Origin of the sequence: Pseudomonas sp. Gutcm_11s, assembly GCF_028649395.1 — a bacterium.
Lineage (GTDB): Bacteria > Pseudomonadota > Gammaproteobacteria > Pseudomonadales > Pseudomonadaceae > Aquipseudomonas.
In genome coordinates this window covers 423,259-441,159 of sequence record NZ_JAQSUW010000011.1, presented here as the reverse complement: position 1 = coordinate 441,159, position 17,901 = coordinate 423,259, and the positions used below count along the sequence as shown (strand labels likewise).

At 65.7% G+C, this 17,901-nt stretch carries 13 protein-coding genes and 1 pseudogene; 10 read left to right on the top strand and 4 right to left on the bottom strand.

The window, feature by feature from the left end:
• Positions 1 to 18: 18 nt before the first annotated feature.
• The 4 genes and pseudogenes from PTT45_RS22310 to PTT45_RS08925 all read right to left on the bottom strand — a co-directional run.
• Positions 19 to 297: pseudogene (locus tag PTT45_RS22310) on the bottom strand (PAS domain-containing protein); the annotation flags it as partial.
• Between the two features lie 156 nt (positions 298 to 453).
• Positions 454 to 2,181, bottom strand: coding sequence for a bifunctional isocitrate dehydrogenase kinase/phosphatase (gene aceK / locus PTT45_RS08935; protein WP_273812770.1), 1,728 nt, complete (start codon positions 2,179 to 2,181; stop codon positions 454 to 456).
• Between the two features lie 193 nt (positions 2,182 to 2,374).
• The gene (locus tag PTT45_RS08930; RefSeq protein WP_273812769.1) at positions 2,375 to 3,667 is read right to left on the bottom strand and encodes a dicarboxylate/amino acid:cation symporter; all 1,293 of its coding nucleotides are present in this window, start codon (positions 3,665 to 3,667) and stop codon (positions 2,375 to 2,377) included.
• 254 nt (positions 3,668 to 3,921) lie between these two features.
• On the bottom strand, positions 3,922 to 8,025 hold the full coding sequence (locus PTT45_RS08925) for a bifunctional nitrate reductase/sulfite reductase flavoprotein subunit alpha (protein WP_273812809.1): 4,104 nt from the start codon (positions 8,023 to 8,025) through the stop codon (positions 3,922 to 3,924).
• Positions 8,026 to 8,562: 537 nt separating this feature from the next.
• On the opposite strand from PTT45_RS08925, the gene nirB reads away from it, so the two are divergent.
• The 10 genes from nirB (at position 8,563) to PTT45_RS08875 (ending at position 17,896) form a co-directional block, all read left to right on the top strand.
• Positions 8,563 to 11,121: a nitrite reductase large subunit NirB gene (gene nirB, locus PTT45_RS08920; RefSeq protein ID WP_273812767.1), complete on the top strand. Its 2,559-nt coding sequence runs from the start codon at positions 8,563 to 8,565 to the stop codon at positions 11,119 to 11,121.
• Positions 11,121 to 11,471, top strand: coding sequence for a nitrite reductase small subunit NirD (nirD, locus tag PTT45_RS08915; protein WP_273812765.1), 351 nt, complete (start codon positions 11,121 to 11,123; stop codon positions 11,469 to 11,471). Before nirB ends, nirD begins: the two co-directional genes overlap by 1 nt.
• A 286-nt stretch (positions 11,472 to 11,757) precedes the next feature.
• Positions 11,758 to 13,083 (top strand): OprD family porin, encoded by a 1,326-nt coding sequence (locus PTT45_RS08910; protein WP_273812763.1) that lies wholly within the window; start codon positions 11,758 to 11,760, stop codon positions 13,081 to 13,083.
• Positions 13,084 to 13,088: 5 nt separating this feature from the next.
• A complete protein-coding gene (locus PTT45_RS08905; protein ID WP_273812761.1) occupies positions 13,089 to 13,367 on the top strand; it encodes a hypothetical protein in 279 nt (92 codons plus the stop codon).
• Between the two features lie 29 nt (positions 13,368 to 13,396).
• Positions 13,397 to 14,149: a molybdate ABC transporter substrate-binding protein gene (gene modA, locus PTT45_RS08900; RefSeq protein WP_273812759.1), complete on the top strand. Its 753-nt coding sequence runs from the start codon at positions 13,397 to 13,399 to the stop codon at positions 14,147 to 14,149.
• A gap of 49 nt (positions 14,150 to 14,198) precedes the next feature.
• Positions 14,199 to 14,879 (top strand): molybdate ABC transporter permease subunit, encoded by a 681-nt coding sequence (modB, locus tag PTT45_RS08895; protein WP_273812757.1) that lies wholly within the window; start codon positions 14,199 to 14,201, stop codon positions 14,877 to 14,879.
• Positions 14,880 to 14,883: 4 nt separating this feature from the next.
• Entirely contained in the window at positions 14,884 to 15,966 is a 1,083-nt protein-coding gene (modC, locus tag PTT45_RS08890) for a molybdenum ABC transporter ATP-binding protein (RefSeq protein ID WP_273812755.1), read from the top strand.
• 67 nt (positions 15,967 to 16,033) lie between these two features.
• The gene (locus PTT45_RS08885; RefSeq protein ID WP_273812753.1) at positions 16,034 to 17,032 is read left to right on the top strand and encodes an AraC family transcriptional regulator; all 999 of its coding nucleotides are present in this window, start codon (positions 16,034 to 16,036) and stop codon (positions 17,030 to 17,032) included.
• On the top strand, positions 17,029 to 17,484 hold the full coding sequence (locus tag PTT45_RS08880; protein WP_273812752.1) for a hypothetical protein: 456 nt from the start codon (positions 17,029 to 17,031) through the stop codon (positions 17,482 to 17,484). Before PTT45_RS08885 ends, PTT45_RS08880 begins: the two co-directional genes overlap by 4 nt.
• Positions 17,485 to 17,584: 100 nt before the next feature.
• Positions 17,585 to 17,896: a hypothetical protein gene (locus tag PTT45_RS08875; protein WP_273812750.1), complete on the top strand. Its 312-nt coding sequence runs from the start codon at positions 17,585 to 17,587 to the stop codon at positions 17,894 to 17,896.
• Positions 17,897 to 17,901: the final 5 nt, after the last annotated feature.

Genomic DNA, 17,901 nt, shown 5'->3' with positions numbered 1-17,901 from the left:
GACGTAGGCGCTGACCCAGTAGTAGTCGCCGTTCTTCGAGCGGTTCTTGACCACGCCCATCCACGGCTTGCCCTGCTTGATGGTGTCCCACATGTGGCCGAACACCGCCGGCGGCATGTCCGGGTGGCGCACCAGGTTGTGCGGCTGGCCGATCAACTCCTCGCGGGTGAAACCACTGATCTCGACGAAGGCGTCGTTGCAGTAAGTGATCTTGCTGTTCAGATCGGTGGTGGAGATCAGGCGCTCGTCAGCGGCAAAAGTGCGCTCGCGCTGATTCACAGGCAGGTTCTGACGCATAGGCATACCGTCCTTGGATGTTGGGAGGGGTTACTTCCTGGCCTTGATCATTTGGTCTAGCACATCCGTGCCAAACCGGCACATGGCCAGCACGCAACCCCAAAATCCCAGACGAACGGTAAGGCTTTACTCGCAGACGCCCGAATACTGCCGCCTTCAGACGATCAGGTCGGCCTTGCGCCGGTAGGGGAACACGTCGATCACCTTGCCGGCGCGAATCGCGTCCTGCAGCCCCTTCCAGTAGTCGGCCTCGTACAGATCGCCATGCAGCTGGCTGAACAGCCGGCGCTGGCTCAAATCGACGAACAGGAAGCGCGGGAACTCCTCGGGGAACACGTCGTTCGGCCCCACCGAATACCACGGCTCGCTGGACATCTCGTCCTCCTCGTAGCGTGGCGGCGGGATACGGCGGAAATTCACCTCGGTGAGGTAGCTGATCTCGTCATAGTCGTAGAACACCACGCGGCCGTGGCGGGTGACGCCGAAGTTCTTCAGCAGCATGTCGCCGGGGAAGATGTTGGCGGCGGCCAGCTGTTTGATGGCCAGGCCGTAGTCCTCCAGCGCCTCGCGCACCTGGGCCTCGTTGGCGTGCTCCAGGTAGATGTTCAGCGGGGTCATGCGCCGCTCGGTCCAGCAGTGGCGGATCAGCACGGTATCGCCGTTCTCGATCTCGACGGTGGACGGCGCCACCTCCAGCAGCTCGGCCAGGCACTCCGGGTCGAACTTGGACAGTGGGAAGCGGAAGTCGGAGAACTCCTGGGTATCGGCCATGCGCCCTACCCGGTCGACGCTCTTCACCAGGCGGTACTTCTCGATCACCGTGTTGTGGTCGACATTCTTCGACGGCGAGAAGCGATCCTTGATGATCTTGAACACGGTATTGAAGCCCGGCAGGGTGAACACGCTCATCACCATGCCGCGCACGCCGGGGGCCATGATGAACTTGTCGTCGGTGCCGGCCAGGTGGTTGATCAGGGAGCGGTAGAACTCCGACTTGCCGTGCTTGTAGAAGCCGATCGAGGTGTACAGCTCGGCGATGTGCTTGCCCGGCAGGATGCGCTTGAGGAAGCCGATGAACTCCGCCGGAATCTCCACCCGCACCATGAAATAGGAACGGGTGAAGGAGAAGATGATCGAGACCTCGGCCTCGTCGGTGATCAGGGTGTCGATCTGTACGCCCTGGCCCTCGCGGTGCAGCAGCGGGAACACCAGCGGCCACTGTTCGTCCGGGGTGTAGATGCGCCCGACCAGGTAGGCGCCCTTGTTGCGATACAGGGTCGAGGAGAACAGCTCGATGGTCAGCGCCTGGTCCTTGCACACCCAGTCCGGCAGGTTGGCGCGCAGCTGCTGCTCCAGCTTGGCCACGTCGCGGTCCAGGTCATCGAAGGCCACGGCGTAGCTGTAGTCGGTGAAGATCTGCCGCAGCGCCTGGTTGAGATCACCGCGCGGCTGGTAGCTGCGGGTCTGCGGCGTGCGCTCGTGGGGGCGCAGCGAGGGCCGGGTGGTGTGGATGAACATGCAGCCGTCGCTGATCTGGTCATGGCTGAACAGGCCGCAGAAGATCGAGTTGTACCAGGTCTCGGCCAGCTCATCGTCGTTGCGCAGGTCGATCAGGCCGATGTAGGCGCTCTTGGCCAGCGGCCACAGGTCGATGTCCAGCAGCTGCTCGTCGGCGAAGGCCTGACGCAGGCGGCCGGTGACTTCCGCCACCTTCTCCTCGTACAGGTTGATACGCGCGGCCGAGGCGCTCTGGGCCTCCTGCCACTGGGCCTGCTCGAAGCGGGCGCGGGCGCCGTTGGTGATCTCGCGGAAGTGGGCACGATAGTCATCGAAACCATCGAGGATCATTCGGGCGATATCGGCGGCAGGCCGTTGCTGCGACATGGGAGAGCCTCTGCTGCATGGGCGGAACCGCAGCTTAGCCAGACCCGGCGCCGAGGAAAAGACGAAGCGGCAATCAGTCCACCCGGTCAGAACGCGAACGGCGCTGGCAACCGCACTTTCTGCGGCGCAAAAAAAAGCCCGCCAGGGGGCGGGCCAGGAGAGACCGCTCGCGGGGCGAGCGGTAAACACGGAATCAGACGATCTCGGCGCTGGCCGGCAGCGGGTTCTTGCCGCCGCCATTGAGCTGGCGCTGCAGGGTGTCTTCGTCCAGCTGCTTGCACCACTTGGCGACCACGATGGTGGCCACGCCGTTACCGATCAGATTGGTCAGCGCACGGGCCTCGGACATGAAGCGGTCGATACCGAGGATCAGCGCCAGGCCGGCCACCGGCAGATGGCCTACGGCAGACAGGGTCGCGGCCAGCACGATGAAGCCCGAACCGGTGACGCCAGCGGCGCCCTTGGAGGCGATTAGCAGCACCGCCAGCAGCGTCAGCTGATGGGTGATGTCCATGGTGGTGTCGGTGGCCTGGGCGATGAACACGGCGGCCATGGTCAGGTAGATCGAGGTGCCGTCCAGGTTGAAGGAGTAGCCGGTGGGGATTACCAGGCCGACCACGTTCTTCTTCGCGCCGAGCTTCTCCATCTTGTCCAGCATGCGCGGCAGGGCCGACTCGGAGGACGAGGTGCCCAGCACGATCATCAGTTCCTCACGGATGTACTTGATGAACTTGAGGATGCTGAAGCCGTGGGCGCGGGCGATACCGCCCAGCACCACGAGGATGAAGAACACGCAGGTGATGTAGAAGCACAGCATCAGCTGGCCGAGCTGCACCAGCGAACCGACGCCGTACTGGCCGATGGTGAAGGCCATGGCACCGAAGGCACCGATCGGGGCGACCTTCATGATCATGTTGATGATGCCGAACATCACGTGGGCGATGCGGTCGATGAACTCCAGGATCGGCCGGCCGTAGTCACCCATGCGCTGCAGGGCGAAGGCGAAGATCACCGAGAAGAACAGCACTTGCAGGATGTCGCCATTGGCGAAGGCACCCACCACGGTGGCTGGAATCACGTTGAGCAGGAACGCCACGGTGCTCTGCGACTCACCGGCCTTTGCATAGGCGGCGATGCTGCTGGCATCCAGGGTGCTCGGGTCGACGTGCATGCCGACGCCCGGCTCGACGATGTTGACCACCACCAGGCCGATGATCAGGGCCACCGTGGAGACGATCTCGAAGTACAGCAGCGCGTAGCCGCCGGTCTTGCCCACGGCCTTCATGTCCTGCATGCCAGCGATACCGCTGACCACGGTGCAGAAGATGATGGGGGCGATGACCATTTTGATCAGTTTGACGAAACCGTCGCCGAGCGGCTTAAGCGCTACGCCGGTTTCCGGATAGAAGTGACCGAGCAGAATACCGACGGCGATGGCCACCAGTACCTGGACATACAGGCTCTTGTACAAGGGGGTGCGGGTCATGGCAGTTCCTCTTCGCGGCAAGCACCCGGAGTTCCTTCCGAGCATTGCGGCTATGGCGCTTGCCCCTCCTTTCTGGAGGGTCTTGTTGTTGAGTTACCCGCGAACGGGCTGCAGTCCCAATGGCAAGCGCTGTGCCAAACCCTAGAAACAGAAAATATCCTTATTTTTCATATACTTAAAATCACTCACCATTCATACCCACCACCAACAATGGCGGATTTCCGCCAACACCAGGGCGGAAAGCCGCCCGAATTTCAGTACACATCACGCAGATAGCGCTTCTGGTCCGCGAGCCTACGAATGTACTCGGCGGCTTTTTCATCGCTCAGACCTCCCTGGTCACGGGCCACTTCGCGCAGGGCCGTGTCGACGTCCTTGGCCATGCGACTGGCGTCGCCGCAGACATAGACCTGGGCGCCCTCCTCCAGCCAGCGCCACAGCTCGGCGCCCTGCTCGCGGATGCGATCCTGCACGTAGATCTTCTCGGCCTGGTCGCGGGAGAAGGCCAGGCTCATCTGGGTCAGCAGGCCATCGCGCTGCATCGCCTGCAGCTCGTCGCGGTAGTAGAAGTCGGTCGCCGCGTGCTGCTCGCCGAAGAACAGCCAGTTCTTGCCGGCGTCGCCACGGGCGCGGCGCTCGTGGAGGAAGCCGCGGAACGGCGCCACCCCGGTGCCGGGGCCGATCATGATCATTGGCACGTCACCGTCCTGCGGTACGCGGAAGTGCTTGCTGGTCTGCACGAACAGCGGCACCTCGCCGCCTTCGACGCGGTCGGCGAGGAAGGTCGAGGCCACGCCCTTGCGCTTGCCGTAGCGCACTGCCGAGACGGTCAGGTGCACCTCGCCGGCATGCGCCTTGGGGCTGGAGGAAATCGAGTACAGCCGCGGCTGCAGGCGCTTGAGGCTGCCCAGCAGTTCGCCGGCAGCGTGTTCGCCGGGGAACGCCTGCAGCACATCGGCCAGCTGGCGGCCCCACAGCCAGTCGCTCAGCTGCGCCTTGTTGCCCAGCAGGCCGCGCAGTTCCGCGCTGCCGCTACGTTCAGCGATCAGCGCCAGGGCCTCGTTGCTCGGCCGGGCGATCTCGTAGTGGCTGGCCAGCGCCTCGCGCAGCGGCAGCTCGCCGACCTTGGCCACGCTGACCGGCTGCTCGCCATCCAGGCGCGCCAGCTGCAGCACCTCCTCGACCAGCTCCGGGCAGTTGCGCGGCCACACGCCGAGGGCGTCGCCGGCCTCGTAGGTGAGGCCCGAGTCGCCAATGGCGAAACCAAATTGACGAGTGTCCTTGCTGGATTCAGCCGCGTTCAGGCGCAGGTTGATCACCTGGCGTGCGGCAGCCGGCTGCTCCTTGCTAACCGTCGCCGGCGGGGCGACAGGGGTGGGCGCGACTGTGGCCTGGCTGACCGTGTCGACCGGCCCCAGCAACGGCAGCAGCTCGCTGAGCCAGGCAGCGGCCGGCTCGTCGAAATCGGTGTCACAGTCCAGCCGCGCGCGCAGCGGCGTGGCGCCCAGCTCGGCCAGGCGGGTATCGAGGTTCTTGCCGTGCTGGCAGAACTGGTCGTAGTTGGGGTCGCCCAGGGCCAGCACCGCGTAGCGCAGGTTGTCCAGGCGCGCCTGGCTGCTGCGCAGGTCGTTCCAGAAGCCCTGGCCGCTGTCCGGTGCATCGCCGTCGCCAAAGGTGCTGCTGAGCAGCAGCAGGTTGCTCACGCCGGCCAGCTTGTCCATGGGGTAGCCGGCCATGGCCGCCAGCTCCACGGCGCAGCCAGCTTCCTTGAGCTGACCGGCGAAGCGTTCGGCCAATGCCTCGGCGTTGCCGGTCTGCGAGGCCCACAACAGGGTCACCGGGATCTTGGCGGCGGGCTCCGGCAGCGCCACCACAGCGGCACCGCCCAGGGGCAGCGGCGCGCGGTTGAACATGCCGGCCAGCAGGCCGTCCAGCCACAGGCGGGTCGGTTCGGCCAGCGGCGCCTGGGGCGGCAGGCTGGGTACGCCGCCGCCCGGGTTGGCGCGCAGGCCGCCGATAAAGCCGGCCATATAGGTGCGCTCACTGTCGCTCAATGGCGGTGGCGCGCCCTCGGGCACGCCGAGCAGGCGGGCGAATGCGTCGATATGCGACATATCGAGTTCCTCGGAAAAATGTTCAGAAAGGGTTTCGCAAGGGGGTGCGACGCTCGCCGCGGCGGGCGTCTGCAGGAACTGGTGGTCGATCAGCTCGACGCGGCGCAGGCTGACGGCGCAGAACTTGAATTCCGGCTGCTGCGAAATGGGGTCGACGGCGTCGCTGGTCAGGGCGTTGATCGCCAGGTTGTCGCCGTACAGGTCGTTCCAGTGGAACGGCGCGAAGCAGCCGCCGGGCAGCACGCGGTCGGTGACGACCACCGGCAGCACGGCGTGGCCACGGCGCGAGCGGATCTCCAGGTGATCCTTGTCGCGCACGCCGAGGTCTTCGGCGTCTTCCGGGTGCACCTCGACGAAGGGCCCGGGGTTGAGCTTGTTCAGGGTGGCGACCTTGCCGGTCTTGGTCAGCGTGTGCCACTGGTGCTGCAGGCGCCCGGTGTTGAGCACGAAGGGAAAATCCGCATCGGGCATCTCCGCCGGATCGAGGTGCGGGCGGGCGAAGAACTGCGCCTTGCCGCTGGGCGTGGCGAAGGCAATGGCCGGGGTGCTGCCGTCCTCAAAGAGCTTGAGCTTCTGGCTGATACCGTCATTGAGATAGCGAATGGGCGCGCGGTCATCGCCCTCGTCACTCGCACATGGCCACTGCAGCGGCGTCTGGCGCAGGCGCGCGTGGCTGGCGCCGCGCAGGTCGTAGCCGGTCTTGGGGTTGTGGAAGCGCTTGATCTCCTCGAACACCTCGCCCGCCGAGGCGTAGTCGAAGGCCTCGGCAAACCCCATCTCGCAGGCGACACGAGCGATGATCTGCCAGTCGGCCATCGCCTCGCCGGGCGGTTCCACCGCCTGCGGCATCAGGGTCAGGTTGCGCTCGGAGTTGATCATCACCCCGTCCGCTTCGGCCCACAGGGCACCGGGCAGAAGGATGTCGGCGTAGCGGTTGGTCTCGGTGTCGAGAAAGGCGTCCTGGGCGATCACCAGTTCGGCGACCTTGAGTCCCTCGATTACCTTGCCGCGGTTGGCCATGCTGGCCACCGGGTTGGTGCAGATGATCCAGCAGGCCTTGACCTTACCGGCGGCCATATCCTCGAACAGGCCGACGGTGCCACCGCCCAAGCGGGTATGCAGGGTGCCGGCCGGCACGCCCCAGGCGTTCTCGACAAAGGCGCGGTCGTCTTCGCTCAGCACAGTGCGCTGCCCCGGCAAGCCCGGGCCCATGTAGCCCATCTCGCGGCCGCCCATGGCGTTGGGCTGGCCGGTCAGGGAGAACGGCCCGCTGCCGGGACGGCAGATCTTGCCGGTGGCCAGGTGCAGGTTGCAGATGGCGTTGGTGTTCCAGGTGCCGTGGGTGCTCTGGTTGAGGCCCATGGTCCAGCAACTCATCCACTCCCCTGCTTCACCAATCCACTGCGCGGCCTGGCGGATGGCGGCCTCGGGCAGGCCGGTCAGTTCGGCAACCCTCTCTGGCGTGTATTCGGCGAGGAACTCGGGCATCACCTCCCAGCCTTCGGTGAAGCACTCGATAAAGGCCGGATTGCTATGGCCATTTATATGCAGCAGATGCAGCAAGCCATTGAGCAGCGCCAGGTCGGTGCCGGGTCTGATCTGCAGGAACAGGTCGGCCTTGTCCGCGGTGGCGCTGCGCCGGGGGTCGACCACGATCAGCCTGGCCCCCGCCTTGACCCGATCCATCATGCGCAGGAACAGGATCGGGTGGCAGTCAGCCATGTTGGCGCCGATGACGAAGAACAGATCCGCCTTGTCGAAATCCTGGTACGAGCCGGGCGGGCCATCGGCGCCCAGCGACAGCTTGTAGCCGCTGCCGGCGCTGGCCATGCACAGGCGCGAGTTGGACTCGATCTGGTTGCTGCCCAGGTAGCCCTTCACCAGCTTATTGGCCAGGTACTGGGCCTCCAGCGACAGCTGCCCGGAGACATAGAGAGCAATGGCGTCCGCGCCGTGTTCGTCGAGGATCGCGCGCAGGCGCCGGGCAGCGCTGGCGATGGCTTCAGCCATCGGCGTCTGCACCGGTTCGAGGGCGCGTTCCTCGCGCAGATAGGCATGCTGCATGCGACCGGACTCGGCCAGCGGCTGGTGGCAGGAGCTGCCCTTGGTGCACAGGCGGCCGAAGTTGCTCGGGTGCTGCTTGTCGCCCGTCACCTTGACCACCTTGCCATCGGCCACCTGCATGACGATGCCGCAGCCAACGCCGCAGTAGGGGCATACGCTCCGTATCGTCTTGTCTGCCATGCCCTGCCCGCCCACCAAAAGCAAAGGCGCCATGCCACCCTCCGCTGAAAGCGGGAGCAACACGGCGCCTTTGTCGTGAAGTGGCAATCCACATTGATTGCCTGTGGCAGAGCCATAGCAAGGCACGCGCCAGCCTCGGCGAACACGGCGCAAGTGCAGGCAGCATGCGGCCTACAGATGCCTTGCACGGGAAAACCACCGCGCACCAATGCGATTCACATTGGGGCAGAGCAGCTGCCGCGCGCCTCCTTTTGGGTCTCGAAAAGCTCCAGGGTCGAGTCCATTCGCCAGGCGCAAAGGCCCATGCAACAAGGGCTGCAGCAGCATTCGAAAAAACTGGCACAGCCACTGCATAGACCCCATCGAGCCCGCTGTATCCGGGCGGCCCAGTCGATCAATGGCGATCGAACACATGGGCGACAACGATGCCCCGCGATGGCATCGGACAGAACAGGCAAAGGCGCCTGAGACCGCAAGGTTTCAGGCGCCTTTTTTATTGCCGCGGAAAAACCTGATGAGCTTTGGCCGGGAAACGCTATGAACAGCACAGACGCTACCACTGACAAGCAACGACTGATCGTCGTCGGCAACGGCATGGTCGGCCACAACTGCATCGAGCAACTGCTCGCGGGCGGTGCCCTGGCGCACTACCGCATCGAGGTCTTCGGCGAAGAAGCGCAGCGCGCCTATGACCGCGTGCACCTGTCCGAGTACTTCGGCGGCCGCGACGCCGAGTCCCTGGCCATGAGCGCCGCCTCTCTCTATGAAGCGGAAGGCCTGACCCTGCACCTCAGCGCCCAGGTGCTGGAGATCGACCGCGCCAGGCGCGAAGTGGTCACCGCCAAGGGCCGCCTCGGCTACGACAAACTGGTGCTGGCCACCGGCTCCTACCCCTTCGTGCCGCCAATCGAAGGCGCCGAAGGTGATTCACGCCTGGTCTACCGCACCCTCGACGACCTCGACGGCATCCGCGCTGCCGCCAACGGCAAGCGCCGTGGCGTGGTGGTCGGCGGCGGCCTGCTCGGCCTGGAAGCGGCCAACGCGCTGAAATCCCTGGGCCTGGAAGCCCACGTGGTGGAATTCGCCCCGCGCCTGATGCCGGTACAGCTGGACGACTTCGGCGGCGCCGCACTGAAAGCCCGCATCGAGGACCTCGGCGTCGGCGTGCACCTATCCAAAGCCACCCAGAGCATCTGCGCCGGCAGCGAGTACCGCTACCGCATGAACTTCGCCGGCGACGACTTCCTCGAGACCGACCTGATCGTGTTCTCCGCCGGCATCCGCCCGCAGGACGCCCTGGCCCGCGCCTGCGGCCTGGAGCTGGGCGCTCGCGGCGGCATCAACATCAACGACCAGTGCCTGACCAGCGACGAGCACATCTTCGCCATCGGCGAGTGTGCGGCGTGGAACGGCAGCATCTTCGGCCTGGTCGCCCCCGGCTACCAGATGGCCCGCCTGGTGGCAGCCCAGCTGTGCGGCCAGGAGGGTCAGCCCTTCCTCGGCGCGGACATGTCGACCAAGCTCAAGCTGCTCGGCGTGGACGTCGGCTCCATCGGCGACGCCCACGGCGCGATGCCCGGCGCGAAGAGCTACCGCTACATCGACGAGGCCACTTCCAGCTACCGCCGTTTAGTCGTATCCGCCGACGGCAAGCAGGTGCTCGGCGCCGTGCTGGTCGGCGACAACAGCTACTACGACACCCTGCTGCAGTACGCGCAGAATGGCATCAAGCTGCCGGAAGACCCGGCCAGCCTGATCATGCCGGCCGGCGAAGGCGCCCCGGCGCTGGGCGCCGATGCCCTGCCGGACACTGCCACCATCTGCTCCTGCCACAACGTCAGCAAGGGTGCGATCTGCTCGGCCATCGACGGTGGCTGCAGCGACATCGCCGGGGTCAAGGCCTGCACCAAGGCGGCCACCGGCTGCGGCGGCTGCGCGGCGCTGCTCAAGCAGGTGGTCGAGCACGAGCTCACCGCCCGTGGCGTGGAAGTCGACAAGAGCCTGTGCGAGCACTTCGCCTACACCCGCCAGGAGCTCTACCACTTCGTCCGCGTGGAGAACATCGAGAGCTTCGAGGAGCTGCTGGCCAAGCACGGCAAGGGCCATGTCGGCTGCGACATCTGCAAGCCGGCCGTGGGCTCGATCCTCGCCTCCTGCTGGAACCGCCCGATCATGAACCCGGCGCTGGTGCCGCTGCAGGACACCAACGACACCTTCATGGCCAACATGCAGAAGAACGGCACCTACTCGGTGGTGCCGCGCATCCCCGGCGGTGAGATCACCCCGGACGGCCTGATCGCCATCGGCGCGGTGGCGAAGAAGTACGACCTCTACACCAAGATCACCGGCGGCCAGCGCATCGACCTGTTCGGTGCCCAGCTGCACGAACTGCCGGAAATCTGGGGCGAGCTGATCGCCGCCGGTTTCGAAACCGGCCACGCCTACGGCAAGTCGCTGCGTACGGTGAAGAGCTGCGTCGGCAGCACCTGGTGCCGCTATGGCGTGCAGGACAGCGTCGGCATGGCGCTGCTGCTGGAGGACCGCTACAAGGGCCTGCGCTCGCCGCACAAGATCAAGTTCGCCGTCTCCGGCTGCACCCGCGAATGCGCCGAAGCGCAGAGCAAGGACATCGGCGTGATCGCCACCGAGAACGGCTGGAACCTCTACGTCTGCGGCAACGGCGGCATGCGTCCACGCCATGCCGAGCTGTTCGCCACCGACCTGGATGACGCCACCCTGGTGCGCTACATCGACCGCGTGCTGATGTTCTACATCCGCACCGCCGACAAGCTGCAGCGCACCTCCGTATGGCGCGAATCGCTGGAAGGCGGCCTGGACTACCTCAAGGACGTGATCATCCACGACAGCCTGGGCCTGGGCGACGAGCTGGAAGCGCAGATGCAACTGGTGGTCGACCGCTACGAATGCGAATGGGCCAACGCGCTGAAGGACGAGGAGAAGCTCAAGCGCTTCCGCACCTTCGTCAACGAGCACGGCGGTGACCCGGACATCCACTTCGTCCGCGAACGCGGCCAGCGCCGCCCGGCGCGCGACAACGAACTCGAACTGATTCCCGTGACCATGGAGGCCGTCTGATGAGCGCAGCAACCCAACTCGAAAACGCCTGGCAGCCGCTGTGCAGCGCCGCCGATCTGGTGCCCAACTCCGGCGTCGTGGCCCTGCTCGGCGACCAGCAGGTAGCGCTGTTCTACCTGCCGGAAAGCGAGCAGCAGCTGTTCGCCATCGGCAACCGCGACCCCAAGTCCGGCGCCAACGTGATCGGCCGCGGGATCATCGGCCACCTGCAGGGTGAGATGGTCATCGCCTCGCCGCTGTACAAGCAGCACTTCCGCCTGAGCGACGGCGCCTGCCTGGAGTACCCGGAGCAGCAGCTGCCGGTATGGGCGGTGCGCCTCAACGGCGAGCACGTGGAAGTACGCGTCTGATGCAGCCGCAACGGCCGTTTCGCTCCCAACGGAGCGGCCGTTGAACAGATGCCGCACAAGACATCGCTTGTGCTCATCGGTAATTTTATTGACTTTAAAGTCAGCTTTTGGCCTCATGCGCATCTGACGCCTGATCCGCCATCGCGTTTTCCCAATCTTTTCAGCAACACCCAGGAAACCCGGGCCACCAGCGTTCGCCTATCGCTATATAGATTTATATACAGCGATATGTTGGGATGGCCTCGCTCTCACCAGGAATAACCACAAGCAACCTCGGAGCATCCACATGAACAGATCCACCCTGGCCCTCGCAGTCTCCCTGGCCGCCCTGGCCACGGAAGCAGGCGCCGCCGGCTTCATCGAAGACAGCAAGGCCACTCTCGGCCTGCGTAATTTCTATTACGACCTGAACACCAAGAACACCGCCGACAACCGCGGCGAGGCCAACGAGTGGGGCCAGGGCTTCCTCTTCAACTACAGCTCCGGTTTCACCGAGGGCACCGTCGGCTTCGGTCTGGATGCCGTGGGCCTGCTGGGCCTGAAACTGGATGCCGGCGGTGACGGCGATGTCAGCGACAGCCGCAAGCCAGGCCAGCTGTTCCCGCTGGACAGCGACGGCAAGGCGCGCGACGACTACAGCAAGGCCGGCGTGACCGCCAAGGTGCGTGTGTCGAAGACCGAAGGTCGCCTGGGTACCCTGCAGCCGAAGCTGCCGGTCGTGACCTTCAACGACGGTCGCCTGCTGCCACAGCTGTTCGACGGTGGCCAGGTCACCTCCAGCGAGATCGACAACCTGACCCTGACTGCCGGTCAGCTCGAGCACACCAAGACCCGCTCCTCCACCGACGACATCGGCCTGCGCATCGCCGCACCGACCGGCACCCCGGTAGTCGACAGCAACAAGTTCTACTTCGCCGGCGGTGACTACAAGATCACCAAGGACCTGCTCGCGCAGTACTACTACGGCAACCTGGAAGACTTCTACAAACAGCACTTCCTCGGCCTGACCCACAACTGGGCCATCGGCCCGGGCGCACTGAAGTCCGACCTGCGCTACTTCAACAGCAGCTCCGACGGCAAGAACTCCAGCGCCGCCGGCCGCGCCGAAGGCTACTTCAGCAACGGCTACTGGGAAGCTGGCGACAGCAACCGCGGCGAGGTCGACAACCAGACCTGGAGCGCCCTGTTCACCTACACCCTGGGCGGCCACGCGCTGAGCGGTGGCTACCAGCAGGTCTCCGGCGACAGCGCCTTCCCGTTCCTCAACCAGGGCGACGGTTCCACCGCCTACCTGATCACCGACCGCCAGATCGGCAAGTTCCTCTCCGCCGGCGAGCGCACCTGGCTGGCCGAATACGCCTACGACTTCACCAAGGTCGGCGTGCCGGGCCTGAAGGCCACCGTGACCTACCTGTCGGGCGACAACATCGACGCCGCCGGCGGCGACCGCAATGAATGGGAACGCGACTTCCGCCTCGACTACACCCTGCAGGAAGGCGCTCTGAAAGGTCTCGGTTTCTCCTGGCGTAACGCCTCGCTGCGTGGCAACACCAGCACCGCCGACCAGGACGAAAACCGCCTGATCGTCAGCTACACCCTGACGCTGCTGTAACCGCCATGACCCTCCTCGCCAGCCGCCACACCCTGGAGCAGGAAATCCTGCGTGGGCAGCCTGCCTGTACTGAGCTGCGCACAGCCTTGCGTGAGCTGCTGGCGAGGATCGAGCGCAACGGCCATGCGGTGAATCTCCACAGCCTCGCCACGCACCTCGCCCAGTTCACCCCCGAGCTGCCGCTGGAGCGCGCCGAGGAGTGGCAGGCGCGTGCCCAACAACGCTGGCTGGAAAGCACCAAGCCGGCGCTGATCGACTGCCTGGCCGACTATTTCATTCGCTGAACCCAACCCCTCACAACAAGGAATTCCCCATGATCAAGACCATGCAACGCAGCCTCCTGGCCCTGAGCCTGATGTTCGCCGGCAGCGCCCTCGCCGACCAGGTTCAGGTCGCCGTGGCTGCCAACTTCAGCGCGCCGATGCAGGCCATCGCCGCCGAGTTCGAGAAAAGCAGCGGACACAAGGTGGTGACCTCGGTCGGCGCCACTGGCCAGTTCTACGCCCAGATCAAGAACGGCGCGCCCTTCGAGGTATTCCTCGCCGCCGACGACACCACCCCGGCCAAGCTGGAAAGCGAAGGCGACAGCGTGCCCGGTTCGCGCTTCACCTACGCGGTTGGCTCCCTGGCGCTGTGGTCGCCCAAGGCCGGCTACGTCGACAGCGAAGGCGCGGTGCTCAAGGCCAACCAGTTCAAACACCTGTCCATCGCCAACCCGAAGACCGCCCCGTACGGCCTGGCCGCCACCCAGGTGCTGGAGAAGCTCGGCCTGACCCAAGCCGTGGCCGGCAAGCTGGTCGAAGGGCAGAACATCGCCCAGGCCCACCAGTTCGTCGCCAGCGGCAATGCCGAGCTGGGCTTCGTCGCGCTGTCGCAGGTGTACAAGGACGGCAAAATCAGCGAGGGTTCCGCCTGGCTGGTGCCGGCCGAGCTGCATGAGCCGATCCGCCAGGACGCCCTGCTGCTGAACAAGGGCAAGGACAACGCAGCGGCCAAGGCCCTGCTCGACTACCTGCGTGGCGAACAGGCCGCGACCATCATCCGCGCCTACGGTTACCAGCTGTGATAACGGGCCCCGGCCAACGCCGGGGCCTCCTACAAGGACTTCTCGCCCCATGCCCCTGAGCGGAGCCGACTTCGCCGCGATCTGGCTGACCCTGCAACTGGCCAGCCTGACCACCGTCCTGCTACTGGCCCTGGGTACGCCCATCGCCTGGTGGCTGGCGCATACCCGCTCCTGGCTGAAGGCACCGATCGGCGCACTGGTGGCCCTGCCGCTGGTGCTGCCGCCGACCGTGATCGGCTTCTACCTGCTGGTGGCCATGGGGCCTCATGGCCCGGTCGGGCAACTGACACAGAGCCTGGGCCTGGGCACCCTGCCCTTCACCTTTGCTGGCCTGGTGGTCGGCTCGCTGTTCTACTCCCTGCCCTTCGTGGTGCAGCCGCTGCAGAACGCCTTCGAAGCCATCGGCCGCCGCCCGCTCGAAGTCGCCGCCACTCTGCGCGCAAGCCCCTGGGACTGCTTCGTCAGCGTGGTGCTGCCGCTGGCCCGCCCCGGCTTCCTCACCGCCAGCGTGCTGGGCTTCGCCCACACCCTCGGCGAATTCGGCGTGGTGCTGATGATCGGCGGCAACATCCCGGACAAGACCCGCGTGGTCTCGGTACAGATCTTCAACCATGTCGAGGCCATGGAGTACGCCCAGGCGCACTGGCTGGCTGGCGGCATGCTGCTGTTCTCCTTCCTGATCCTGCTGGTGCTGCACTTCAAGGGCCGCCCACCGATGAAAGTGGCCTGAGCCAATGAGCCTGAAAATCGAGCTGGACCTGCCCTTCGCCGACTTCCACCTGCAGGTCGCGCTGGACCTGCCCGGACGTGGCATCACCGCACTGTTCGGCCCTTCGGGCTCGGGCAAGACCAGCCTGCTGCGCTGCGTCGCCGGCCTGGAACATGGTGCCCAGGGCCGCGTGATGATCGGCGACGAATGCTGGCAGGACAGCACGCGCGGGCACTTCCTCGCCCCGCACAAGCGCGCACTGGGCTATGTGTTCCAGGAGGCCAGCCTGTTCCCGCACCTGTCCGTGCGCGGCAACCTCGAATATGGGCAGAAGCGCATCGCACCCGCCGCGCGGCGCATCGATCTCGACCAGGCCGTGCAACTGCTGGGCATCGGCCATCTGCTCGAGCGCCACCCCGACACCTTGTCCGGCGGCGAGCGCCAGCGCGTCGGCATCGCCCGCGCCCTGCTCACCAGCCCGCGCCTGCTGCTGCTCGACGAGCCGCTGGCGGCGCTGGACAGCAAGCGCAAGCAGGAAATCCTGCCGTACCTGGAACGCCTGCACGACGAGCTGGACATCCCCATGCTCTACGTCAGCCACGCCGCCGACGAGGTGGCGCGCCTGGCCGACCATCTGGTGCTGCTGGACAGCGGCCGTGCGCTGGCCAGCGGCCCGCTCGACGAACTGTTGCCACGCCTCGATCTGCCGCTGGCGCAGAGCGACACCGCCAGCACCGTGCTGCATACCCGCGTATGCGGGCACGACAGCCACTACCAGTTACTGGAGCTGGAGCTGCCGAACAGCGAGCAACGCCTGCGCATACCGCATGCCGCCCTGCCTGCCGGACAGATGCTGCGCCTCAAGGTGCCGGCCCGCGACGTCAGCCTGAGCCTCGAGCCACCGGGCCCGAGCAGCATCCTCAACCGCCTGCCGGTACGCGTGCTCGACCTGGCCGAGGGCGAGTCGCCGGCCCAGGTTCTGGTGCGCCTGGAGCTGGCCGGCCAGCCGCTGCTGGCGCGCATCACCCGCTACTCGCACGACCAGCTCGGCCTGCATCCGGGCCAGGCGTTGTGGGCGCAGTTCAAGGCGGTGGCGCTGCTCGGCTGAACCACACGGCTTGTCTCGGACAAAGGCCACCGCCTAACATCCGCCCAGCCTTAGGACGAGCCCGAGCATGCGCGAACGCACCATCGCCAGCCATTTCATCCGCGCCGCCCTGCGCGGTGCCCAGCGCCAGAACTGCGACTACCTGCCCCTGCTGCGCGAGGTCGGCATCCAGCCGGCGCTGCTCGAGGAGCCGCGCGCACGCCTCGCCCCCGAGCAGTTCACGCGCCTGCTGCAGGGCCTGTGGGCGCTGCTCGACGACGAGTACATGGGCTTCGGCGCCATTCCCAGCAAGCGCGGCACCTTCGCCATGATGTGCCACGCCATCATCCACTGCCACAGCCTGGAGAAGGCCCTGGTCCGCGGCATGCTGTTCTACGGGCTGTTCCCGGATGCACCGCGCGTACAGCTGCAGCGCGACGGTGAACACGTTCGTCTGACCCTGGACAGCTCGATCCTGTGGGACCCGGACCATTTCCTCACCGAGAGCCTGCTGGTGATCTGGCACCGCCTCGGCAGCTGGCTGATCGGCCAGCGCATTCGCCTGGACGAGGCCAGCTTCACCTACCCCGAACCGGCTCACAGCGGCGAATACGACCTGCTCTACCCCTGCCCCCGGCGCTTCGATGCCGAGAGCACCAGCCTGCTGTTCCACAGCCGCTACCTGGCCATGCCGCTGTTGCAGGACGAGCGCACGCTCAAGCAGTTCCTCGAACACTCGCCGGCCGACCTGCTGGCCCGCCCGGACGGTGGCGACAGCCTGACCAGCCGCATCCGCCGCCTGCTCGGCCGCGACTGCGCGCACTGGCCGGACCTGGAAAGCGTCGCCGCCCAGCTACACATCAGCCCGCAGACCCTGCGCCGCCACCTTCGCGAGGAAGGCAGCAGCTTCCAGGAGCTCAAGGACCACCTGCGCCGCGACCTGGCCATCTACCACCTGGGCCGCGACGAACTGTCGATCCAGGACCTGGCCGAACAGCTCGGCTTCTCCGAACCCTCGGCTTTCCACCGCGCGTTCAAGAAGTGGACCGGGCTGACCCCGGGCGCCTATCGGGCCCAGGAAAATTGAGCCAGCACCTGCAGATCGACCGCAGCAACGGGCACCTACGTGTCGGTGGCACGCTCATCACACCGGCCACCACGCCTGCGGAACTCGACGCGACCTTCCGCATCGGCGAAACGAGCCAGGTACAGGTCATGGACCGGCAGGTGCCCTGCCGCTTCGCCTACCTCCAACTGCAGGACCGTCATCTAGGCGTCGCACTGAGCCTGCGCTTCGAGTCGGAGATACTGGTAAGCCTGTTCATCGAACTGAGCGACCCGCAGATTCCGACCGACTTCGACGATGACTTCTACTCATCCATCCCCAAGCGCGAACAACTGCATCGCCAATGGCTGACCGCTCAACTGGGCGAGCAGAACGACTTCCCCTGGGGAACCGCCGGCGTTGCCCGCGACAAGAGCGAGAACGTCTTCATCTACCTGCATAATCGCAACAACGGTTGGGTGTTCGGCGGCTGAAGCCCCCTGCCCTGATGCAGGCACAGCAGCCGGGGCTGAAGGAAGATGCTCCGCCTCGACCCGGCTCATTAGTGGGTTCAGCACATTAGGTGGAATCGCCATGCGCATCGAATGCACTCGCCATGTGGACGCCAGCGAGCCGAATGAAGACGGAGCGTACGACTACCACTACGAGTACGACATCTACCGTTTCAGTAGCGAGGCCCTGCGTCTGGTTGCGCGTAGCTATGTCGACGAAGCGGACGAGGCGCACTTTCTCAATGTCGAGGACAACGGCAGCACGAGGCTGCTGCGCGATGCCGATCTGAACCATCAGTTGTTCGTAGAGGCGGCGGCTCATCTGCGAGCCGCCGGCAAGCTGCGCCTGCGCTGGCTCAGCGGTCGGGGCGACGGCTACGAGCCGGTGCCCTGACGAGC